This window comes from Providencia sp. PROV236 (assembly GCF_033676985.1).
GTDB lineage: Bacteria > Pseudomonadota > Gammaproteobacteria > Enterobacterales > Enterobacteriaceae > Providencia > Providencia manganoxydans.
Map to the genome: position 1 here is coordinate 2611281 of NZ_CP096297.1, position 23057 is coordinate 2634337.

The 23057-nt window shown below is 39.2% G+C and carries 26 protein-coding genes and 1 other annotated feature; of the genes, 9 read left to right on the forward strand and 17 right to left on the reverse strand.

Going from position 1 to position 23057, the window contains the following annotated elements:
• Positions 1-118 precede the first annotated feature (118 nt).
• Both M1E96_RS11690 and btuC read right to left on the reverse strand, forming a co-directional pair.
• A complete protein-coding gene (locus M1E96_RS11690; protein ID WP_319065855.1) occupies positions 119-889 on the reverse strand; it encodes an ATP-binding cassette domain-containing protein in 771 nt (256 codons plus the stop codon).
• A 5-nt stretch (positions 890-894) separates the two neighbouring features.
• Positions 895-1896: a vitamin B12 ABC transporter permease BtuC gene (btuC, locus tag M1E96_RS11695; protein ID WP_319065854.1), complete on the reverse strand. Its 1002-nt coding sequence runs from the start codon at positions 1894-1896 to the stop codon at positions 895-897.
• A 123-nt stretch (positions 1897-2019) separates the two neighbouring features.
• Between btuC and M1E96_RS11700 the strand changes: the two genes are divergently transcribed.
• Positions 2020-3228 (forward strand): hypothetical protein, encoded by a 1209-nt coding sequence (locus M1E96_RS11700; RefSeq protein ID WP_272579699.1) that lies wholly within the window; start codon positions 2020-2022, stop codon positions 3226-3228.
• A gap of 89 nt (positions 3229-3317) precedes the next feature.
• Here the strand turns inward: M1E96_RS11700 and ihfA are convergent, their stop codons facing one another.
• From ihfA to M1E96_RS11750, 10 genes are all read right to left on the reverse strand, one after another.
• Positions 3318-3614: an integration host factor subunit alpha gene (gene ihfA / locus M1E96_RS11705; protein WP_004263721.1), complete on the reverse strand. Its 297-nt coding sequence runs from the start codon at positions 3612-3614 to the stop codon at positions 3318-3320.
• Positions 3615-3618: 4 nt separating this feature from the next.
• Positions 3619-6006, reverse strand: coding sequence for a phenylalanine--tRNA ligase subunit beta (gene pheT, locus M1E96_RS11710; RefSeq protein WP_070925450.1), 2388 nt, complete (start codon positions 6004-6006; stop codon positions 3619-3621).
• Positions 6007-6020: 14 nt separating this feature from the next.
• On the reverse strand, positions 6021-7004 hold the full coding sequence (gene pheS / locus M1E96_RS11715) for a phenylalanine--tRNA ligase subunit alpha (protein ID WP_140179098.1): 984 nt from the start codon (positions 7002-7004) through the stop codon (positions 6021-6023).
• A 126-nt stretch (positions 7005-7130) separates the two neighbouring features.
• Positions 7131-7255 (reverse strand) — a sequence feature (Phe leader region).
• Entirely contained in the window at positions 7205-7249 is a 45-nt protein-coding gene (pheM, locus tag M1E96_RS11720) for a pheST operon leader peptide PheM (protein WP_175442457.1), read from the reverse strand. It overlaps the preceding feature by 45 nt.
• A gap of 88 nt (positions 7256-7343) precedes the next feature.
• Positions 7344-7700, reverse strand: a complete 357-nt coding sequence (rplT, locus tag M1E96_RS11725) for a 50S ribosomal protein L20 (RefSeq protein ID WP_004263714.1) — start codon at positions 7698-7700, stop codon at positions 7344-7346.
• Between the two features lie 42 nt (positions 7701-7742).
• The gene (rpmI, locus tag M1E96_RS11730; RefSeq protein ID WP_004263702.1) at positions 7743-7940 is read right to left on the reverse strand and encodes a 50S ribosomal protein L35; all 198 of its coding nucleotides are present in this window, start codon (positions 7938-7940) and stop codon (positions 7743-7745) included.
• Between the two features lie 94 nt (positions 7941-8034).
• Complete coding sequence (gene infC, locus M1E96_RS11735) at positions 8035-8574, reverse strand: translation initiation factor IF-3 (RefSeq protein ID WP_070925452.1); 540 nt, start codon at positions 8572-8574, stop codon at positions 8035-8037.
• Positions 8575-9106: 532 nt separating this feature from the next.
• Positions 9107-9646 (reverse strand): translation initiation factor IF-3, encoded by a 540-nt coding sequence (infC, locus tag M1E96_RS11740; RefSeq protein ID WP_081335855.1) that lies wholly within the window; start codon positions 9644-9646, stop codon positions 9107-9109.
• A 3-nt stretch (positions 9647-9649) separates the two neighbouring features.
• Complete coding sequence (gene thrS, locus M1E96_RS11745) at positions 9650-11578, reverse strand: threonine--tRNA ligase (protein ID WP_070925454.1); 1929 nt, start codon at positions 11576-11578, stop codon at positions 9650-9652.
• Positions 11579-12123: 545 nt separating this feature from the next.
• Positions 12124-12519 carry an MmcQ/YjbR family DNA-binding protein gene (locus tag M1E96_RS11750; protein WP_272579698.1) on the reverse strand — a complete coding sequence of 132 codons (396 nt, stop codon included), beginning with the start codon at positions 12517-12519 and terminating at the stop codon, positions 12124-12126.
• 601 nt (positions 12520-13120) lie between these two features.
• On the opposite strand from M1E96_RS11750, the gene M1E96_RS11755 reads away from it, so the two are divergent.
• From M1E96_RS11755 to M1E96_RS11765, 3 genes are all read left to right on the forward strand, one after another.
• On the forward strand, positions 13121-13351 hold the full coding sequence (locus M1E96_RS11755; protein ID WP_070925456.1) for a KTSC domain-containing protein: 231 nt from the start codon (positions 13121-13123) through the stop codon (positions 13349-13351).
• Between the two features lie 752 nt (positions 13352-14103).
• On the forward strand, positions 14104-14424 hold the full coding sequence (locus M1E96_RS11760) for a multidrug efflux SMR transporter (RefSeq protein ID WP_070925457.1): 321 nt from the start codon (positions 14104-14106) through the stop codon (positions 14422-14424).
• 238 nt (positions 14425-14662) lie between these two features.
• Positions 14663-14944: a hypothetical protein gene (locus tag M1E96_RS11765; protein WP_140179094.1), complete on the forward strand. Its 282-nt coding sequence runs from the start codon at positions 14663-14665 to the stop codon at positions 14942-14944.
• A gap of 101 nt (positions 14945-15045) precedes the next feature.
• On the opposite strand, the gene M1E96_RS11770 is transcribed toward M1E96_RS11765, so the two are convergent.
• The 4 genes from M1E96_RS11770 to fos form a co-directional block, all read right to left on the reverse strand.
• Positions 15046-15495 carry an isoprenylcysteine carboxylmethyltransferase family protein gene (locus tag M1E96_RS11770; RefSeq protein ID WP_272579697.1) on the reverse strand — a complete coding sequence of 150 codons (450 nt, stop codon included), beginning with the start codon at positions 15493-15495 and terminating at the stop codon, positions 15046-15048.
• Between the two features lie 347 nt (positions 15496-15842).
• Positions 15843-16235 carry a hypothetical protein gene (locus M1E96_RS11775; protein ID WP_070925460.1) on the reverse strand — a complete coding sequence of 131 codons (393 nt, stop codon included), beginning with the start codon at positions 16233-16235 and terminating at the stop codon, positions 15843-15845.
• A gap of 129 nt (positions 16236-16364) precedes the next feature.
• Positions 16365-16889 (reverse strand): GNAT family N-acetyltransferase, encoded by a 525-nt coding sequence (locus tag M1E96_RS11780; RefSeq protein ID WP_272579696.1) that lies wholly within the window; start codon positions 16887-16889, stop codon positions 16365-16367.
• Between the two features lie 54 nt (positions 16890-16943).
• Positions 16944-17360: a fosfomycin resistance glutathione transferase gene (gene fos, locus M1E96_RS11785; protein WP_070925462.1), complete on the reverse strand. Its 417-nt coding sequence runs from the start codon at positions 17358-17360 to the stop codon at positions 16944-16946.
• Positions 17361-17830: 470 nt separating this feature from the next.
• Between fos and M1E96_RS11790 the strand changes: the two genes are divergently transcribed.
• Positions 17831-18535 (forward strand): MarC family NAAT transporter, encoded by a 705-nt coding sequence (locus tag M1E96_RS11790; RefSeq protein WP_070925533.1) that lies wholly within the window; start codon positions 17831-17833, stop codon positions 18533-18535.
• Here the strand turns inward: M1E96_RS11790 and M1E96_RS11795 are convergent.
• The gene (locus tag M1E96_RS11795; RefSeq protein WP_070925463.1) at positions 18529-19188 is read right to left on the reverse strand and encodes a transglycosylase SLT domain-containing protein; all 660 of its coding nucleotides are present in this window, start codon (positions 19186-19188) and stop codon (positions 18529-18531) included. The genes M1E96_RS11790 and M1E96_RS11795 overlap by 7 nt on opposite strands.
• Positions 19189-19498: 310 nt before the next feature.
• Here M1E96_RS11795 and M1E96_RS11800 point away from each other — a divergent pair, with 310 nt between their 5' ends.
• The 4 genes from M1E96_RS11800 to M1E96_RS11815 are packed head-to-tail and all read left to right on the forward strand — an operon-like array spanning position 19499 to position 23047.
• Positions 19499-20410 (forward strand): metal ABC transporter substrate-binding protein, encoded by a 912-nt coding sequence (locus tag M1E96_RS11800; protein WP_140179088.1) that lies wholly within the window; start codon positions 19499-19501, stop codon positions 20408-20410.
• Positions 20411-21301: a manganese/iron ABC transporter ATP-binding protein gene (locus tag M1E96_RS11805; protein WP_070925464.1), complete on the forward strand. Its 891-nt coding sequence runs from the start codon at positions 20411-20413 to the stop codon at positions 21299-21301.
• Positions 21298-22188, forward strand: a complete 891-nt coding sequence (locus M1E96_RS11810; RefSeq protein ID WP_070925465.1) for a metal ABC transporter permease — start codon at positions 21298-21300, stop codon at positions 22186-22188. The genes M1E96_RS11805 and M1E96_RS11810 overlap by 4 nt, the downstream gene beginning before the upstream one ends.
• Entirely contained in the window at positions 22181-23047 is an 867-nt protein-coding gene (locus M1E96_RS11815; RefSeq protein WP_070925466.1) for a metal ABC transporter permease, read from the forward strand. The genes M1E96_RS11810 and M1E96_RS11815 overlap by 8 nt, the downstream gene beginning before the upstream one ends.
• The last annotated feature ends 10 nt before the right edge of the window (positions 23048-23057 follow it).

The following is a 23057-nucleotide window of genomic DNA, read 5'->3' on the forward strand; positions in this document are numbered from 1 at the left end:
TAATTTTTATTAAGAATAGAGTATTCTAGTTAAAGTTACTTTAACCGAACATCAACACCTGAAAACATTTCTTATATCGTAAACCACAACGAAACCGTCGATTAAAACAATTTTTGAGTTACTCGTCAAAATTAATTACCTGCCAAAACCTATTTTCATCATTTGGACTTAAACGGATTTTACCTGCAAATATTTCAGAAAGATTACACTCGTTCATAACTTGCTCAGGTTTACCTGAAAAGATAATTTCACCTTTTTTTAACATCCAAACTTTATCTGCATATTTATATGTGTGACTCAAGTTATGGTCACTCATTATAACCGTTCCTTGGCAATCACAAAAATATTTCACCCATTTATCTAACATTGATTGCTGAATAATATCTAAATTGTTCGTTGGCTCATCAAATAGGATAAATTTTCCACTCAGATCTTGACCATCCCACACCTGTAAAAACGCGGCAATAATGCGTACTCTTTGCCACTCACCACCGGATAACTGATTGATAGGCTTAAGTAATAGAGCATCAAGTTGGAAATCATGGCATAAACCATCAAATAACGATGAGTTAAAGTCAGTCGCTAAATGAAACAGTTCTAAATACTGAAATACTTTTAAAATAGGTTGATGCGGGACTAATTGGGGGAAATAGGCTCGCTGTTGGCTCAGCTCTTGAGTTGAATAGCTAACTATATCTTGCCCATTCACTTTAAGTTGTCCGGTAGAAAATAAAAAACCACTTATTCCATTTAATAATGTGCTTTTACCTGAACCATTTGCACCTAATAAATAAATTTTCTCACCGACAAATACACTCTCATTGATATTATGTAAACGGTTACCAATACTGAACTGTACTAATTCAACCACTGGAGGTAATTTCCCCATCTATTTTACCTCCATTGATTATTACGGATTAACAGCCAAATAAAAATAGGTGCCCCTAACGTTGCTGTGATCACCCCTATAGGGATTTCGGCATTTGCGATTAATGTTCTTGAAACGATATCAGCCAGTAGCAATCCCCCTGCACCTGCGAATGCACATCCGAGTAATAAAGTACGATTATCCGTTAGCCCCGCTAATCGTAAAATATGCGGAACGACCAAACCAATAAAGCTAATAGCTCCTGCAATCGCCACACTTAAACCAACTAATACACCTGTTACGATAATCAAAGCTAATCGCCAGCGATGCAGAGAAACCCCCAATTGATAGGCTTGCAATGATCCTAGCGACAAGTAATTGAGGATATTACCTTGGAAGATAGCCCATAGTAAGAATGGTAAACATGCGATAACTAAACCAAATTGACGCCAATCGATACCACTAAAACTGCCCATCATCCAGTAAAGCAACTGGCGTAAATCCAAACTGCTACTGATATACACCATCCATGTCATTATCGCGCCGCAGATCACGCCAAGTGCCACTCCCACCAGCAGCAAGCTGGCATTGTTAAAATGCTTTCGACGAGCAAAGAAAAGCAAAATCGAGGTTAACAGCAGTGCACCAATAATCGCACCAACGCTGATTAGCCAATATTGCGTCACCCCGTTGGATAATAACACTACCAAAACCACGGCAACCCCAGAACCATTACTGATCCCAAGAAGCCCGGGCTCTGCCAATGGATTTTCAAATAACGCTTGCATGATCGCACCAGTAACAGCTAATGCTGCACCAATGGTGATTACCGCCAGTAGCCGAGGAAAACGAATTTGCCAAACAAACAATTGAGCACTTTCACTACCCCATTGGTTTGGCCAAAGCTGAATTTCACCCACACTCAGTGCCACCACTGAAATAATCATCAAAAAAATCATTAACATAATAATTAATCGCACATCAGAGCGCAGTTGCTGTTTTTGAAGATTTAATAAGTGATTATTCATTAGGTTAATAATATTTTAAAAAAAGAGGTCAGCAGACTAATTATAGCTATTTATGAAAGTAATACGCTATCCATCAATCTAGGATACTCATAATTTCTTCAACTATAAAACGAAAGGAACTTTATGAGCATTGATATTAAAGCAAATAATACGAATAACGAGTACCAACACAAAACTTACAGCGCTTCAGAGACAACAAATCCGTTTTCTGTCAAACCAGCGCCTAGCATGTTTTCAAGATGTATAACCGCTATCTCGAACATCGCTACATCAATCTACTATACCATCAGTGGCAAAAAACCTTTCACCACTTTTGAGAACCCATCATATCGAAAAGAAGAAAACCTATTCATTAAATTTAAATCTATGATCCAAAATATTGAAATACCAACTCAAGAAGAAATCAATACGTTTAATCGGTTAACAAAAACTTGGGATTTTATTCTGAAAGAAAGTAATAATACTTGTGAAGATCATCAAAAAACGCCGATGTTCCTTGAGCCCAATATTAAGGATTTACCACCTGATTTACAAAAGCTAGTGCCATCTATGTGTGAAATACTCGCGCAAAAAGAAAAGTATAACCAAAGCGAAAAAGATTTAGCGCGCCTTATTGCACCAGTTTTGCAGCATGATCTCCCAGAAACATTTAAGGAGTATGAAGAACAGCGCGATTGCGATATTCAATATATTCAGCATATTATCGCCTCAGAATATGACAAATATAAACAAAAAATGGCGAAGGTGTCTCCAATCTATACCGCCAATAAAAAAGCTATCAATGAGGATGGTGCTTTATCAGCAAATGAAAAAATTCAACTTCACAAAATAAATTACTTAGTTACTGTGTTAATTTCTGAACCACAATACCTACAACAAGGGTGGGTATTTCGCCAATCTGGCACTCTAAAACACACAACTACACTAATAGACAGCATTGATACTCAAAAGCCACTCAACTTATTCCACTTAGAAAAATTCGAATCCAAATCAAACTTAGCAATTAGCGCGATGAAAGAATTACAAAATAAATTCTTAGACAAAAATAAAACTGAGAAACATAAATTACTTAAACAATTATCTGAATTTGAAACAAACGGCAACATAAGAGCACTCTCTGATTTAGATCACCTCACACGCATTTATATACCTTTATACCGAGAGATTATCAACAATCAAGAAAGCAACCAAATGGACACAAATAATGTCGTACAGATTGCCGCATCACGATACCAATACACTCGAAATTCACTACAGGATACTAGCTGGTTAGAACCGGCAACTCACCTCATGGAAAAATTAATCAGTAGAGAATTAAGCATAATCTCATGAGCACACTCATTAAACGCATAAAATAATCAATGCTACTAATAAAACAAAAGACCGCCTAGGCGGTCTTTTATCAGCACAAAAAAGTGCTATTACTCTTTTGGTGTTGCTTTTTCCACACGGCTTTTTAATTTTTGGCCAGGGCGGAAGGTCACAACGCGGCGGGCAGTAATTGGAATATCTTCCCCAGTTTTTGGGTTACGACCGGGACGTTGATTTTTATCACGTAAATCAAAGTTACCGAATCCAGATAATTTTACTTGCTCACCATTTTCTAAGGAAAGGCGAACCTCTTCAAAGAAAGTTTCGACAAGGTCTTTAGCATCACGTTTGCTAACACCTAGTTTTTCAAACAAATTTTCTGACATTTCAGCTTTAGTAAGCGCCATAGGTTTAGTCCCTCAAGGAGGCTTGGAATCGCTGTTTTAACGCAGCAACACACAGATCAACGGTCGCGGTTATCTCTTCTTCTTCCATAGTACGCGCGGTATCTTGGAAGACAAGACTGATAGCAAGACTCTTATAACCATCTGCTATCCCTTCACCACAATACACATCAAACAAGTTTATGCCAACTATATGATTTATGCCAATTTTTTTACACTCTGCCAGAACATCTGCTGCAGCTACACTTTCTGGCACAACAACTGCGATGTCACGACGGTTCGATGGATAGCGTGAAATCGCCTTTGCATCAGGGATCACACGTTGTGCTATCGCATCACAGCGAACCTCAAATACGACGGTTCGACCATTCAAATCGAGTTTACGTTCTAGTTCTGGATGAACAACACCAATAATACCAATATGTTCATTTTCCAGATAAATCCCAGCACTTTGCCCAGGATGTAACGCTGGATGTGCTTCAGCTTTAAATGTAATTTGATTCAGTTTGCCAGTCAATTCCAAAACAGCTTCAAGATCACCTTTTAAATCAAAGAAATCCACAATTTGTTTATCTAATGACCAATGCTCTTCAAATTTGTTACCTGCGATCACACCTGCCAACATAGCTTCTTGGCGAATTTGATATTCTGCTTGATTATCAGGGATAAAACGCAGACCTGTCTCAAATAAACGAATTCTACTTTGTTGACGATTCTGATTATAGACTACAGTGGTTAAAAGACCGGTTAAAAGTGACAAACGCATTGCTGACATATCAGCTGAGATAGGATTTGGTAACACTAATGCTTCTTGCTCAGGGTGCAGCAGAGACTGTACTTTCGGGTCAACAAAGCTGTAAGTAATCGCTTCTTGATATCCACGGTCAACTAACATCGCTTTAACACGCTTCAAAGGCAAATCAGCTTCTTGGTGCTTAGTCATAATTAAATCAGCACGCAGAGGAACATCTGGAATGCTGTTATAACCATAAACACGCGCAACTTCTTCAACCAAATCTTCTTCGATTTGCATATCAAAGCGCCAACTCGGTGCTACCACATCCCAGCGGCCTTCTGAAACCTTCACTTGGCAACCTAAGCGAGATAAAATATCAGTGACTACATCATCCGCAATCACATGACCAATCAGACGGTCTAACTTCTGACGAGTCAGGGTAATATTGGCCGCTTTAGGTAAATGTGCCGCACTGGAAACGTCAATGACTTCGCCTGCTTCACCACCACAAATATCAAGGATCAGTTGTGTGGCACGCTCCATAGCCTTGAATTGTAATTCAGGGTCAACACCGCGCTCAAAACGGTGTGAAGCATCAGTATGTAACCCATGATGACGCGCACGACCTGTGATTGATAATGGATTAAAAAATGCACATTCTAATAGAACATTTTTCGTATCGCTATTAACACCTGAGTACTCACCACCAAAAATACCCGCAATACCAAGTGCTTTTTGTTCATCAGCAATCACTAACGTATCAGATTTTAATGTTGCTTCGCTACCATCTAACAGAACTAATTTCTCGTCCTGTTTTGCCATACGAACAACAATGGCTCCATTTAGGCGATCAAGATCGTAAGCATGTTGAGGCTGCCCTAACTCAAGTAATACATAGTTAGTGATATCAACAACAGCATCAATTGAACGGACGCCACCACGGCGCAGCTTCTCTTTCATCCATAATGGAGTTGGTGCTGATACATCAATATTTTTGATCACACGACCTAGAAAACGCGGACATGCTTCTGGCGCTTCAACGCGAATAGGGAATGAATCTGCGATTGTAGCTTTGACAGCCTCAATTTTAGGCTCTTGCAACTGCTGTTTATTAATCACCGCCACATCACGCGCAACACCTAAAATACTTAAACAGTCTGCACGGTTAGGGGTAATACTAATTTCGATAATACTGTCATCAAATTTTAAATAATCGCGTAAGTCAGTACCAATCGGAGCATCTAAAGGTAGCTCAATAATGCCGCTATGATCGTCAGAAATACCCAGCTCAGAGTAAGAGCACAACATACCTTCTGACGGCTCACCACGCAGTTTTGCCGCTTTGATTTTAAAATCGCCCGGTAAAACAGCACCAACAGTCGCTACAGCAACTTTTAAGCCTTGACGGCAATTTGGCGCACCACAAACGATATCGAGTAGGCGTTCACCACCTACATTAACCTTAGTTACACGCAATTTATCTGCATTTGGGTGTTGGCCACATTCAACCACTTCACCGACTACTACACCATTAAACTGCCCTGCCACCGGTTCAACACCATCTACTTCCAAACCGGCCATTGTGATTTGTTCTGATAATGCTTCACTGCTAATGGCTGGATTTACCCATTCGCGTAACCAGAGTTCACTGAATTTCATGAGAAAGTCCCGCCTTATTTAAACTGTTTGAGGAAACGAAGGTCATTTTCGAAGAATGCGCGTAAATCAGAAACACCATAACGCAGCATCGTGAGGCGCTCCATTCCCATACCGAATGCAAAACCTGAATACACTTCAGGATCAATTCCCACATTGCGTAGCACATTCGGGTGTACCATACCGCAACCCAAGACTTCTAACCATTTGCCGTTTTTGCCCATAACATCTACTTCCGCAGAAGGCTCTGTGAATGGGAAATAAGATGGACGGAAACGAACTTGAACTTCCTCTTCAAAGAAGTTATTCAAGAAATCATGCAACGTGCCTTTAAGATTGGTAAAGCTGATGTCTTTATCAACAATCAACCCTTCAGTTTGATGGAACATGGGAGTATGTGTCTGGTCGTAATCGTTACGATAAACACGGCCCGGTGCAATTATGCGGATAGGAGGCTGCTGCCCATTCATGGTACGAATTTGTACACCTGAAGTCTGCGTACGCAATAAACGTTTCGCATCAAACCAGAAAGTATCATGATCTGCACGCGCAGGGTGATGAGCAGGAATATTCAATGCATCAAAGTTATGGTAATCATCTTCGATTTCGGGCCCAGTTTCAACACTAAAGCCTAATTCACCAAAAAACTCTTCAATTCGCTGAATAGTACGGGTCACTGGGTGTAAACCACCGTTTTCCATACGACGCCCTGGTAATGAAACATCAATGGTTTCTGATGCCAAACGTGCATTTAGGATCTCTGCCTGCATAGCGTCTTTACGTGTGTTCAGTGCATCTTGTACCTGTACTTTGGCTTCATTTATCACAGCCCCAGCAGCTGGACGTTCGTCCGCTGGCAGATCACGCAACGTTTTCATCTGTAGTGTGAAATGGCCACTTTTGCCTAAATATTCAACACGAACTGATTCTAACGTAGCAACATCTTGGGCCTGTTCAATGGCTGCTTTTGCCTGTGCAACCAACTCAGCGAGATGTGGCATTGTTTCCCCTCTATGACCCTTCAGGTCGTTTTGCTAGTTATTCACCGATTGATTAAGTTCTCATTTACCATTCATTAATAATGGATAAGCACTTAACTGATTTTACTGTATTTTTCTTAAATCAAAAACAAAAAAGCCTCCCTAAAGGAGGCTTTGGCGTAATTTTTCGTTTCTTTTCTACACGCATAAGCCCCCGATATTCAGGTGCTAAAGTAAAAGAAGAAACGAAAAGTAACGGTTTGCATTTAATTAATTCACTAAATAATTTGTATTTTTAAGTAGTAACACAAATAAGCATAAATGAAAAGAGGAAGTTACCTTCCTCTTTTCAAGCAAACATTAAGCTAAAGCGCCTTTCGCTTTTTCAACAAGTGCAGTGAATGCTGCTTTGTCGAATACGGCGATGTCTGCTAAGATCTTACGGTCGATTTCAATTGAAGCTTTTTTCAAGCCATTGATGAAACGGCTGTAAGACAGACCGTTCTGACGAGCCGCAGCGTTGATACGTGCGATCCACAGTTGACGGAACTGACGTTTGCGTTGACGGCGGTCACGGTAAGCGTATTGACCAGCTTTGATTACCGCTTGAAATGCTACGCGGTAAACACGAGAACGTGCACCATAGTAACCTTTCGCCTGCTTCAGAATTTTTTTGTGACGTGCACGGGCGATTACACCACGTTTTGCGCGAGCCATAGCTATCTCCTATCGTCTTTAATCTTATTAACCAATGTTTACTTATGCGTAAGGCAGGCAGGCAACTACCAGACCCAGATCGCCCTTAGATACCATTCCTTTCGGACGTAAATGGCGTTTACGCTTAGTAGACTTTTTAGTCAGGATATGACGAAGGTTTGCATGCTTACGCTTAAAGCCACCGCCTGCAGTTTTTTTAAAGCGCTTTGCTGCGCCACGTACAGTTTTGATCTTTGGCATTTCTTTAATTTCCAACTTCGCATTGTGATAAACTACGAATTAATTAGGCGAATATCAGTGACATTACTGCCACTGTTACTACTTGATGGCCTAATTATTTCTTCTTCGGTGCCAGCACCATGATCATCTGACGGCCTTCAATTTTTGAAGGGAATGACTCAACTACCGCCAGTTCATCTAAATCGGCTTTAATACGGTTAAGTACTTCCATACCGATTTGTTGGTGAGCCATTTCACGACCACGAAAACGCAGTGTAACTTTGGCTTTGTCACCATCTTCAAGAAAGCGAATCAGGTTGCGTAGTTTGACCTGATAATCACCTTCATCTGTACCAGGGCGGAATTTAATTTCCTTCACCTGAACAACTTTTTGCTTTTTCTTCTGTTCTTTTTGAGACTTGCTCTTCTCATAAAGGAATTTGCCGTAATCCATAATACGACAAACTGGCGGTTCGGCATTAGGGCTGATTTCTACAAGGTCTACCCCTGCTTCTTCTGCTTTTTCCAGTGCATCACGCACACTCATAACGCCAAGTTGTTCACCGTCTAAACCGGTTAAACGCACTTCATTCACACGAATTTCATCGTTGATACGATTAGGACGTGCTGTTGGGATTCTTTTTCCGCCTTTAATACTTCATTCCTCCAACTGGATAAAGAGAGTTGCTATTTTCTCTAAAGCACACATTTCAGTAACGATTAAAACCAACGCATTCAAGCATTAATACTGAAACGCAATATTCATTTGCCTATATCAAGTTCACTATGATGGACTGACAAAGCGATTCGACCGCGGATTTTAATGCTTATTGCTCGATTACTCAAGTAGATAATCAATTTTTTCGCATTAACTACCGACTTTTCTTGTTAATAGTTAACAAAGGTATAGGATGCCGCTGAATAAAAGGGTCATATACTCGTCATACTTCAAAATGCAGGGTTGTGGACTGCGCTATGCTCCCGAGTCACGTAGTTCATCTATGCTCCCCGTCTATATTCGCTTGTCGCCTACCTGCATCTCGAATTATTTAGAGTATAAAACAGCCTAAACATAACAATCAATGCTTAAGGTTAAACCACTTTATTTAGTGCCATTCGTTAACATACACTTCAACAACGAAGATAGCACCCACATTTACAGCGGGTGCTATCCCATTATGGCTTAATTATTTTTTCTTCGGTGCCAATACCATGATCATCTGGCGCCCTTCAATTTTTGAAGGGAATGACTCTACTACTGCCAGTTCATCCAGATCAGTTTTAATGCGATTAAGCACTTCCATACCAATCTGTTGGTGAGCCATTTCACGACCGCGGAAACGCAATGTCACTTTGGCTTTGTCACCATCTTCCAAAAAGCGAATCAGACTACGCAATTTCACTTGGTAATCGCCTTCATCTGTTCCCGGACGGAATTTGATTTCCTTCACTTGAACAACTTTTTGCTTTTTCTTTTGTTCTTTTTGAGACTTACTCTTCTCATAAAGATACTTACCGTAATCCATGATCCGGCAAACTGGTGGCTCAGCATTTGGGCTAATTTCAACTAAGTCAACACCAGCCTCTTCTGCTTTTGCCAGTCCTTCACGGACACTCATGACACCAAGTTGCTCACCATCTAAACCGGTGACACGGATTTCAGTTGCACGAATTTCTTCGTTAATACGATTAGGACGTGCTGTTGGGAGTTTTTTTCCGCCTTTAATACCTTATTCCTCCATCTGATTGAGCTGACGACTGCGAATTTCTTCTAGCAGTTTGCTTGTAAATTCATTGACATCTAGGCTACCTAAATCCTTACCACGACGAGTACGAACAGACACTTTACCTGATTCAACTTCTTTATCGCCACAAACTAACATGTAAGGAACACGACGCAGGGTGTGTTCGCGGATCTTAAAGCCAATTTTCTCATTGCGTAAGTCCGCTTTCGCACGAATGCCAACACTTTGTAGCTTGCTTACTAATTCTTGAACATAATCCGCTTGAGCGTCTGTAATGTTCATCACAACAACTTGCTGTGGTGCCAACCATGTTGGGAAGAAACCCGCATATTCCTCGGTCAAAATACCGATAAAACGCTCTAAAGAGCCTAATACCGCACGGTGGATCATGACAGGCACGATACGCTCGTTATTTTCACCTACATAAGATGCATTCAAACGACCCGGTAAGAAGAAGTCTAACTGTACTGTACCGCACTGCCATGCACGATCAAGACAGTCATACAGTGTAAACTCAATCTTAGGACCATAAAATGCCCCCTCACCTGGTTGGTATTCAAATTCAATACCTTGATCTTTTAACGCCTGAGCCAGATCTGCTTCCGCAGTATCCCACATATCATCGGTACCGATACGTTTTTCAGGACGAGTTGACAACTTAACAACAATTTTTTCAAAACCAAATGTTGCATAAACGTCATAGATCATTTTGATACAACTTGTTACTTCACTCAAAATTTGATCTTCAGTACAGAAAATATGCGCATCATCTTGAGTAAAGCCGCGCACTCGCATCAAACCATGCAGTGCACCTGATGGCTCGTTACGGTGGCAACTACCGAACTCTGCCATACGTAATGGCAAATCACGGTAAGATTTCAAACCTTGATTAAAAATCTGAACATGGCCTGGACAGTTCATTGGCTTAACACAATATTCACGGTTTTCTGATGAAGTTGTGAACATCGCATCTTTATAGTTGTCCCAGTGACCTGTTCTTTCCCATAATACGCGATCCATCATGAATGGGCCTTTCACTTCTTGATAGTGATAGGCTTTCAATTTTGTGCGCACAAAAGTTTCTAATTCACGGAAAATGGTCCAACCATCATTATGCCAGAATGCCATGCCCGGCGCTTCTTCTTGCATATGATATAAATCTAGTTGCTTACCAATTTTACGGTGGTCACGTTTTGCCGCCTCTTCAAGGCGCAATAAGTATGCACTAAGCTGTTTTTTATCAGCCCAAGCGGTACCATAAATACGTTGCAACATTTTATTGTCGCTATTACCGCGCCAGTATGCTCCTGCCACTTTTTGTAGTTTAAAATGGTGACAAAAACGCATATTAGGAACGTGTGGACCACGACACATATCAATATATTCTTGGTGGTGATATAAGCCAGGGCGGTCATCTTGACTAATGTTTTGATCAAGGATCTCAACTTTATAGTCTTCACCACGGGCAACAAATGTTTCACGAGCTTCAGCCCAAGAAACACGTTTTTTAATCACGTCATAATCTGTTTTGGCCAGCTCTAGCATACGCTTTTCGAGCTTTTCCAAATCTTCCTGTGTCAGCGCATAGTCCAAGTCGATATCATAGTAAAAACCATTATCAATCACTGGACCGATTGCCATTTTGGTATTTGGCCATAGTTGTTTAATGGCATGACCTAGCAAGTGAGCACAAGAATGGCGAATGATTTCTAAACCTTCGTCATCTTTGCTGGTGATAATGGCTAATTTAGCGTCGTTTTCAATCAATTCACAAGCATCGACCAGCTCACCATTCACACGGCCAGCAATACAGGCTTTTGCAAGACCCGCACCAATATCACGAGCTACATCCATCACCGAAACGGCATGGTCAAATTGACGCTGACTTCCATCAGGAAGAGTAATAACAGGCATTAATAAATCCTTATCAGCAGTGGTGACCCACACGCAAGATCACTTGCTTGATTATTCCAAAGTTTATAAAACAATACGTTACAATTAATTTCTCGCTGCACAATGCGAGGTATGTACATAAACAATAAAATTGCGATGCACATTAAAAGTAACTCATACAAAATAATAACACAGACTATATTATTAGCGATAGTAAAGAGGATACAGCTCCCCTATTCTGCTTCACATTCCTCTCACTCGATGCCAATAAAAAAACCATCATGCACAATCCTTTAGCGCTATCTAAGAAAGATAATGACACAAGTGAATGTCTATGAATTACAGGTGAAGCTACCTATCGCGAAAAATGCGACAAGCCAATAACTGGCATCCCAATTATTGATATCGAGATATAAAAGTCACAAACAGAACACTTTCCGAGTATTTTCGTGATTGCTTAGCTTATTACAGATAATTGAACCCGTAGTTTCCACGAAGAATGACTTGTACTCGCTGAAATTAGAATAACTGGGCTATAAACCCTGATTGAATTCATATTCTAAAGACTAAACTAATAGATTAGCTAAGTCTGCCCTGATTTGTCTCTTTGTGGTGAGTTTATAGCTATCATCAATCAATGCTTTAAGCTCATTTTCAGGAAAGCCACGCCCTAGTATTATCGTTATCCAGTGCTCTTTATTCATATGATATGCAGGGTAAACATGCTCTTTTAATCGCAAAGAGCCAACGAGTTCAGGAGAGGCTTTTATATTGACAATATCAACCATGTCATTCCCCCCGTTTTCGGATAATGTCTTAGATGTGACATTCATAAGAACAGCAAACCACTTTGAATTATTTTCATGTCTAAAAACCCTGTAGTTAGGAAGATTTTTCCACGGTGATTCAGCAACAACACCATAATTGCTTTGAATATAATCTATAAGCTCACTTCTTTTCATCTCACTATCCTATCGATTAGTTTTAGCACGGTTAGTTTATAGGGAGCACAAATTGAAGAAAACAAAAAAACCTGACGGGGTCAGTTGGTAAGACTTTTTTCATCATTCTGCTTTATAAAATTTCAATTTATAGGTAGAGATATATCATCAGTCAACTCAGCTTTATTGCGATTAAAAATACGTATGATTGAGAAACTACCCTGCATTCAAGGCGCTCTGAACATTATTTATTGGTACACCAAATTTACTCATCTGCACTTATCAAATGAGATGACTTCATTGCTTTTAAAAGCTAATATCGATGACATTATACTCCCCTTACTTATTAATAGACTCTTACTACCTAAACAATTAACTCATTGAAACTATCTAAAAGGCGCATTTTTCAATAATGGAGATGAAAATTTATTCCTAACATGTCAATTACATTTATTATTAATTAGAAATAATTTGAAATGAATCAATCTCAGACTACACTTTCTTAGATATATGTTTTAATCAGTGGCATTATTTAAGAGATATGAAAGCGACATGTAAGTTCCTCTTAGCGTATTAATTCTATTTTATTAGCACTCTTATAATTTAGATGAAGGTAATACTAATGTTTAGATATCATGTTAACTCACCCAGCATCTGTTCTATAGGTTATGACAATCAAGCTAAAGTACTTGAAATAAATTATCACAAAAAAGGGTCTTATCAGTATAGAAACGTCCCTCTTATCGTCTACCAACGATTATCTGTAGCCAAAAATAAAGAGTTGTATGTCGAGAAAAATATAGATAATAGCTATATGGCAATTAAAAAACCTAACATTACTTCTCTAGCGTAGCAAACATAAATTTCTACGAAAATGAAAAGCCATCAGCGATTAACTGATGGCTATTTAGAGTTTTATTCAATGTTTTCGTGTAATTCTCATTGAAAATATAACAATGAGTTACCATTACTTATATAAATCATTGTTAATATTTAATCGCTAAATAGCAATTATAGAATTATAATAAAGTTAATTCTTTACTAATCAGCATATTTTCTTTCAATTATCTTTTCCGTATTTTGTTACATAATTTAACTTTAGGAACAGTTAATATCATTGCAGTATCCATTTCGCATTACTCCCCCTACGAGAGTTATGTATTTATTACTGTATTTCTTGTAATAAGTTTTCAAGTTTGCCCCAGTGAATAGCTGGGGTCTTTTTTATTAGGCTACTTTTTCTTCTATATCCTATCTTGCTTTCTTGTCCAAATTAAATGGATTCATTCAAACTATCAGCTAGCAATCTCATTGCGCCAGCTGTCCTTGTCCTATAGATAGGTAGGTAGAGTTATACTTTCCGCTCACTTCTTTCGATAAAAAATAGGCCTCATTTCGCTGAACGATGACGAAAAGAGAAAGTAATAAAAATCCAAATATGTTTTTTTTACTGAAAATGAGTGCTAATATGGGAGCCTCTAAGCGTTAAATTATATGCGTTCTATTTAGCGTTTACATTCCGTGTTCATCTGAATACTTACCTTATAGGGACGACCCTGTTAGGTATCTGGTTACTCAAGGGACGACCCTGTAGGATTTAAAAGTATGGCATGGTTATATCTATTCCTTGCGGGCGTCTTTGAGGTTGTTTGGGCCTTTTTTATGAAGGAATCAAACGGTTTTACTAAATTAGTTCCTAGCTTGCTAACCATCTTGTTTATGGTTGTTAGCTTTGGGTTACTATCTATTTCAATGAAAACACTTCCATTAGGAACATCCTATACGATATGGGTTGGGATCGGTGCGGTTGGCGCATTCATTCTAGGCATCGTATTTTTCCATGAAAGCATGAATATTATGAGGATCATCGCTGCGGCATTGATTGTTGCTGGTGTGATTATGATGAAATTAGCAACCAAATCATAAAATAGTCATTAGTCATAGTTCAACCAACAAAATATAAAACAGTATTTTTAACGTCATGATGGTTATTGTCGCTATAACTTAATCGGTTATAGCGGCAGTAACCACAGCATAGTTCTCATTTCCTTAATCAAAAAAATTCAAATAACGATCATCTAAAATCACCAATAAATCCTGTCACACTTAAGAACTTGCGCTAATTTAGCTAAGCTATATGATTTGCATTTTTACGGGGGTGTTTATGAAAAAAACTGTGCTATTTCTTTCATTTTTTTTAGCTTCAAACCTAGCGCTAGCGGATTGTAATTTTAAAAAGGCAGCTAGAAATAAAATGCTAGATCAAAAAATAGGTTTATCGGGTAACTGTGACACAGAGAAGGCAGTCAAAACCCAGGCAACTAAGAAAGTGGATGATAACTTAGGTGTTGATTCGAAAAAAATCCAAAAAGATATCACTGATAAAAAAAATAATGTCGAAAACAAAGTCTCTAATATCAATAAGACTGTTGATAAAATTAAATAAATTTATTTCATTGCATATTTGCCGCAAAGAGTGGAGGCACGACAATTGACCCAATGGTAGTCGTGCCAATCTTCATTTTTGTAACATAGGGATCTAGCCCGCTATAACCAGCGGCGGGTTTGCTGGCTATATTGCCGCCATTCTTCCTTAAAATGTTCAGCGAGATATCGTTCCTCAAGAGGAATGGTATACAAATCTGTAATCAACCAAAAAACTAAGCCAGAAACTAAGAAATAAGGTGAATGAGTGAACAATGCTAAGCTAATACACATTGATGTAAATGCAAGATAAAGCGGATTTCGCGATAAACGGAATGGCCCTTTAGTAATCAAAGCCTTAGCTTTATTCGTCGGATTGGGGGATGTGTTATAACAGTGAAAATAATATAAACTTACTGCAATCCATCCAAAACTCTCAAGCGCAACTAAAATTGCCAATATCCCCATCCAGCCAGAGAAACTCCACAAAAAATTGTTTTTTACATGTAACACATACAAAGCTATTGAGTTTAAAACGATCCAAGTTAACAAAGGAAGCCTAAATATATTCATTTCAATGTCCTATATTGGGCAAGGTCAATCTTATTGATGAGTATAAGTAAAGCAATGCCGAGTATCATCCTTACAATCTATTTATATCGTGAAACTATTTGACAGACATCAATCTGTTACAAAATACATTCCCCAGCCAATAAGTTTTAATATACCCTCCTCGTTAGACAAGGCAAGTCATTAGATAGTCAGAGCAGTTTTGTTTTACCGTGAAGAGTGATGAGATAGGTTTAATAGCGGAAAGTAAATTTCAATTTATACGAATAAAAGCACTATTACTCGTCCAGCTCAGTCGCTAAGGCGAGACGATTTAATAATAGTTACGGTGAATACAGGTAAATCAAACGTTATTTGGTTAAAAAGAAAACACTTTTTAACCCTTCTAAACGCGCATACTCCTGCTGACACGCAAATTTTCTCACTTGAGATGGAATACTGTTTACTCGAGAACGAATTTCACCAATTTGGTCATCCAAACCATTCATGCCTTTGATGCTTACTACATCTTCATTAGCCTGCAAATAATCCGTAAATGTTTGCAGATTACTTTCTAGACGGTCGCATACATTGTTGTTTATATCCCAGCTTGGGATAAGAGAATTAATTGACTCAGGCAAAAGGTTTGAAATACTGGGATAAACATTTTGTTTCCATTGTTGTGGAAATACAATAAACAGAGCAGCGATCGCGACCCCCATTAACATCATGAGGGCTGTTAGTGCAGTCGTTAGCTTTTTCATTTACAACCCCAAACATGCCTATTTAACTAAAGATAGATTACCTCATGGGGCGTAAAACAATTTTTATATTAAAAAATTGTTTGTAAAGAAAACTTTAGCAATATTATTCCACCAATAATACCTAACAAATTAAGATGATACAGGAATGCCCAATTGTTTATAAAAAATAGTTGTACTCTCAAATTTTCCATTTGAATTAGTCACAAACTGTGGAATTTGTCCAACTTCTATATAGCCTTGTTTACGATACAGGCCTGAAGCAGTATCTCCTGTACGAGTATCTAACACTAATAATGTACGTTGGTGACCTAGTGCAATATCCTCTACAGCCGCAAGTAGCTGTTTCGCTATGCCATGTTGTCTATATTGCGTATGTACCATCAGTTTTTCAACTTCAGCGCGATGTAACCCATTCGCTTTTAAGCACAAAGAAAGCTGTATAGCCCCCACTAACTTATCGCCAATAAATGTCACCACCAGCAGCCGTTCACCTGCTTGTAAACCTTTATCTACCTTATACCAATAGCATCCAGCGTCAGATTGCGTTAGAGGAGCATGAAAACCCACTGACGCTCCGCTATTCACACAATCAATCAGTAACGCAGTCAATTGCTGCTCATGGCCTTGAATTGTTGAGATAAGTTCAATATTCATTCGAGGATCTCTTATTAATATCGGTATTGATGCTTTTTTTATGAAAGAAATAGTCTATTCATAGAATTTCATTTCCTCATACGGGTGAACTAGACAGCTTTTTAACCGATCAAGTAAAGAGCCAACATGAATTTCTAATTTATGACCATCTGGGTCTAAGAAATAAAATGATGCCCCTTCACTACGGTTGTCTTTCCATACTTTTACATCGAATTGCTGCAATTTTTCAACGACCAATGAAAAGTCGTTCTCTGTCACACTAAATGCGTAATGGGTATAGTCTGTAGTATCAGGATCAACATGATGCCTTTGCGGATCAAATGAAAGGCATACCCATAATTCACCACATGTTAAATAAGCGCCATTTTTCCAACTAGCATGTAAATGCATCCCTAAGATATGATGATAGAAATAAATACTTTTTTCTACATTCGTCACCGCAATTGTTAAGTGATTGATTCCTAATAACATTGTTAATCCACCAATAAAAATAAAACAATAATCTCAGCGTTCTTTTAATGAATTTACATAACAAATAAGTAAATAACATAATTCAGGGTATAACTAAATACATCGAAATTTTGACAACCTACTAATAGATGCCCTTTCCCTTTTTATGACCCCCATAAAAAGGGTTTTTTTTTTGCCTATATAATTGAACACTTTTAGCGCAATCTTTTTATCTGCATGTTATATAAGAATTAAATTAAGTTATTCACAATGGAATGCGAATGTTATCCACAGTTAATGTGAACAACTAGCCCCCTCATTGATTAATCAATTTTAATCTATTGCAGCATAGATAATCACATATGTTATTTAAAACAATGCTACCTAACCAGTCTAAGATACAGATTTATAATCATTTTGTTATACTCTATGTTGTAGCGTTACTATTCACCCTGAATTTTAATATCCACTGAGAGCTTAACTTGCCTATGATGAATGATTTTTTGCAACTGTTTCAAGCCATCGGTATTGGATTGGTTTTATTACTCCCACTAGCAAACCCACTGACCACAATAGCAGTGATGCTAAGCCTCTCAGGTAATATGACCAAAGAGCAACGAAATCACCAATCGCTGCTGGCTTCAATTTACGTGTTTTCAATCATGACGATTGCTTTCTACGCGGGGCAACTGGTCATGAGTACCTTTGGAATTTCAATACCTGGTTTACGTATTGCGGGTGGTTTAATTGTGGCATTTATCGGCTTTGGTATGCTATTTCCAAGCAATGAGACTAACGATGATGCTAATGTCTTAACCCCTGATGATTCCACTATTTCTAAAAAACGTCAGAAATCCCCCAACATTGCTTTCGTTCCTTTAGCGATGCCTAGTACAGCAGGGCCGGGTACTATCGCGATAATTATTAGTTCAACAGCATCCTTACAAGGTGATACAGGGTTTGCACCATGGGTATTAAAAATCGCCCCTGTATTAACGTTTTTCATTGTCAGTTTAATTGTTTGGTTAGCTCTAAGAGGAGCGACATCCATTATGAAATGGTTAGGGAATGGGGGGATCGACGCAATATCGCGCGTGATGGGATTTTTACTGATTTGTATGGGAGTACAATTTGTTATCAACGGTATTGTTGAAATTGTTGCGCAACTCCCACACTTAATCTCAGCACATCAATAATTCATCGCTAGCGAATTATACGCATTTTTCACTTTCCATAAATAACGTGGGGCTTGCGGTGCTGGGTGCTTACTTTGCACATGTTGATAAAACTCTTCAGGTGTCATGCTATTGATCATTGCAATAGCTCTACCTTTGTTATTATCAAATGTCCTTAACAGAGCACCAGCACCGTTGACATAAGCCACAACGGTTGCGTAATACATTGTTTGAGGATGGTTAATACCTGCAAGATGCTGCTCTTTTAAAATCCGAATATAGGCTGTACCAATATCAATATTGGTTCGAGGGTCTTTCAAATCACGGCTTGATGGCTCACCCGTTTTGCCTTGATAACGATATGCATCTCGTCCTGCTGTTGATGCCTTTATTTGCATCAAGCCAATCGCATTCGACTTACTCACAACTTCTGGGCGGAAGTTTGACTCAACCTCAATAATTGCCCGAATTAACGTCTCATCAACATTATATCGATTAGCAGATTCTCGAATAAATTCATCAAATGGCGTACGAGGAAATGAAATATTTTGCTGTGCGGTTGATAAATTGTTACTTTGATTTAACATTCGTTGCGTTGTGGCTGGTTTTTCTGGCCCGCTGGAGCAGCCTGCTAGCAACAGAAATACCAATGCACCACCGATTTTTGTTTTCACCGAGATATCCTCTGCTAATAAAACTGACGAAAGAATAACGACTTGCAGGAAAAATAAAATAATTTTTACTTAACTTTTACTTCAATACATGTTTTATACTCTAAATAATTAGAGCCATAGCTTGGAGTATGACGACTATTGTCATCAAAAATAACTATCATAATAATATAAATAACACACACTTTTTGTCTTGACTTTACTCAGATGATATTGATAATCATTATCAGTTGAGTAATTAATTCTAAGAGAGCTTCCAAGCACCTTTGAATATTAAAGAATCCACTAAGCCAATGATGTCAGGATCTGAATAATGAAGAAAAAAATATCACTACTTTCTAAACCCCTACTTTCCGCTCTCTTTGCTTTATCTGCGATTTTGTTGATAAGTCAACCTGCATTGGCAAAAAAGTTTAAGGTCGTCACAACTTTTACCATCATTCAAGACATTGCACAGAATGTTGCCGGTGATGCCGCAATAGTCGAATCAATAACAAAACCTGGCGCAGAGATCCACGGTTATCAGCCTACACCAAAAGATATTATGAAAGCCTATGATGCTGATCTTATCTTATGGAATGGTATGAATCTTGAAGTTTGGTTCCAACGCTTCTTTGAAAATTTCCAAAATGTACCTGCGGTTGTAGTCACAGAAGGTATTGAACCAATGCCAATCCGTGAAGGTGAATATAAAGGCAACCCAAATCCGCATGCATGGATGTCACCTGCAAACGCAAAAATTTATATTGAAAATATTCGCAAAGCACTAGTGAAGTATGACCCAGAAAATGCAGAAATCTACAATCAGAATGCAAAAAAATATGCAGAGCAAATCGCTCAGCTTGATGCGCCATTACGCGAACGTTTAAGTCGCATTCCTGAAGACAAACGTTGGTTAGTCTCCAGTGAAGGTGCTTTTAGCTATCTCACCAAAGACTATGGCTTTAAAGAAGTGTACCTGTGGCCAATTAATGCGGAAGAACAAGGTTCACCACAGCAAGTGAAAAAAGTGATCGATACCGTACGTAAATACAGCATCCCAGTCGTATTCAGTGAAAGTACTATTTCAGATAAACCTGCGCGCCAAGTCAGTAAAGAAACGGGCGCAAAATATGGTGGCATGCTTTATGTTGATTCATTATCAACCGCTGATGGCCCAGTACCTACTTATATCGACCTGTTAAACACCACTGTAGAAACAATAGCGAAAGGATTTGGTCAATAAATGAGTCATACAAACCGCTTTGAACGCCCTAACTTAGTCGTTGATGACGCTACAGTCACCTATAACAACGGCCACACGGCAATCTATGATGCAAGCTTTAATATCACTGGCGGATCAATCTGTGCGTTGGTTGGCGTAAATGGCAGTGGTAAATCAACCCTGTTTAAAACCATTATGGGGCTAGTTACCCCATCGTCTGGTAGCGTGACATTAAACAATGAACCCATTAAAGCCGCTCTAAAAGAAAATATTATTGCCTATGTTCCGCAAACCGAGGAAGTGGATTGGAATTTCCCTGTACTGGTTTCTGACGTCGTGATGATGGGCCGTTATGGGAAAATGGGCTTCTTTCGCATCCCGAAAAGTGAAGACAAAGAAGCCGTCAAACGAGCGCTTGAGCGTGTTGACCTCGCTGGGCTTGAACATCGCCAAATCGGTGAGCTCTCCGGTGGACAGAAAAAACGCGTATTTTTAGCTCGAGCACTCGCGCAACAAGGTAAAGTATTATTACTGGATGAACCATTTACAGGGGTGGATGTTAAAACTGAGAACGCCATTATTGATTTATTGCGCAGTTTGCGTGACGAAGGGCATCTTATTTTAGTTTCCACGCACAACTTAGGCAGTGTACCCGAGTTTTGTGATCAGGTTATTTTAATCAACCGTACTGTTCTTGCCAGTGGACCAACAGAAACCACATTTACACAGAAGAACTTACAAATGGCCTTTGGGGGTGTATTACGCCACATCAATCTGTCTGGCCAAGAACTGCATGATGATGATGACCCTCGTTCCATTACAGTTATCACCGATGACGAAAGAGCCGCTGTCTTTTATGGTCATGACCATGATGCCCCAGTTAGAACAAATCAGCCTAAGGATCCACAATGATCGAGTTGTTACTTCAGCCCTTTGAGTACAACTATATGGTTAAAGCCATTTGGGTAAGTGCGATTGTTGGCGCCGTTTGTGCCTTCCTTTCCGCTTATTTGATGCTCAAAGGCTGGTCACTGATGGGAGATGCCCTCTCCCACTCTGTTGTACCCGGTGTTGCTGGTGCTTACGCACTCGGACTCCCTTATGCCGCTGGCGCATTTTTTACAGGGATCCTCGCCGCGCTCGCCATGACTTTTATTAAACATATAACTCGACTGCGGGAAGATGCTGTGATTGGTTTTATCTTTTCCACATTTTTTGCTGCGGGTCTATTAATTGTCTCATTGAATCCTACCTCAGTGAATGTGCAAACCATCATCTTTGGTAATATCCTAGGTATTGCTGATGCTGATGTATTGCAAGTTGAAATCATTATCGCAATTTCATTTATTGTGCTAGTCGCTCTGTGGAAAGATTTACTCGCTGTGTTTTTTGATGAAAGCCATGCACGTTCAATCGGTTTAAATCCTCTACGTTTGAAGATTATTTTCTTCACCTTATTAAGTGCTTGTACTGTTGCGGCATTGCAAACCGTTGGCGCTATCTTAGTGATTGCGATGGTTGTGACTCCAGGGGCAACCGCTTATTTATTAACAGATCAGTTTAAGCGCTTATTAATTATTGCGGTTGCTATTGGTACCGCGACGAGTGCAATTGGTGCTTACGCCAGTTATTTCCTAAATGGTGCAACTGGTGGGCTAATCGTTACGTTACAAACAGTTATTTTCTTACTGGCATTCTTCTTTGCACCAAAACATGGTGTTTTTGCATCACGCCGTAAAGCAAAACGCGAAGTTGAAAACCTGCATAAAATAAAGCAGCAGGAGGCCGCAAATGAGTGATTTTATTGATTTACTAACCGCGCCTTTTATCTTTCCTTTTATGCAAAAAGCAATTATCACGGCGATTGTTACTGGTGCGGTATGCGCTATTTTATCCTGCTTTTTAGTATTAAAGGGTTGGTCTCTAATGGGGGATGCCATTTCCCATGCCGTACTGCCGGGTATCGTTATCGCTTCAGTTGCAGGGATCCCTCTAGCTATAGGGGCGTTTTTATCTGGGTTATTTTGTGCCTTTGCAACAGGGTATTTAAAAGAAAATAGCCGTATCAAAGAAGATACCGTGATGGGGATTGTGTTCTCAGGGATGTTTGCCCTTGGTTTAGTCATGTTCGCTAAAATCGATACCGAACAACACCTCACCCATATCTTATTTGGTGATATTTTAGGGATCACTGACGCTGAATTTACACAAAACTTGTGGTTTGCAGGCATTACTATTGCTGTTATCTTACTAAAACGTAAAGATTTTATGCTATATTGCTTCGACCCAAATCAAGCGCGAGTCATTGGTCTTCCTGTTAAACTGATCCACTATGGGCTGCTCTCATTATTGGCATTAACAATTGTTGCTTCCCTCCAAGCTGTGGGGATCATCTTAGTTATTGCAATGCTAATTTCGCCGGGTATTATTGCCTTTGTGCTCTGCCGTAGCTTTGGATGGATGCTCGTTGTCGCGGTTATCGCCTCCGTAACCTCTAGTGTGATAGGTACCATTGTCAGCTTCCATATTGATGGCGCTACAGGCCCTTGTATTGTGATCACCCAAGCTGTTTACTTTATTATTGCGCTACTCTACAACAAATTAGTATTAGCACGTAGAAAAGCAAAATTACCTAAAGAGAAGCTACAGACCGCTTAGTACTCAATAG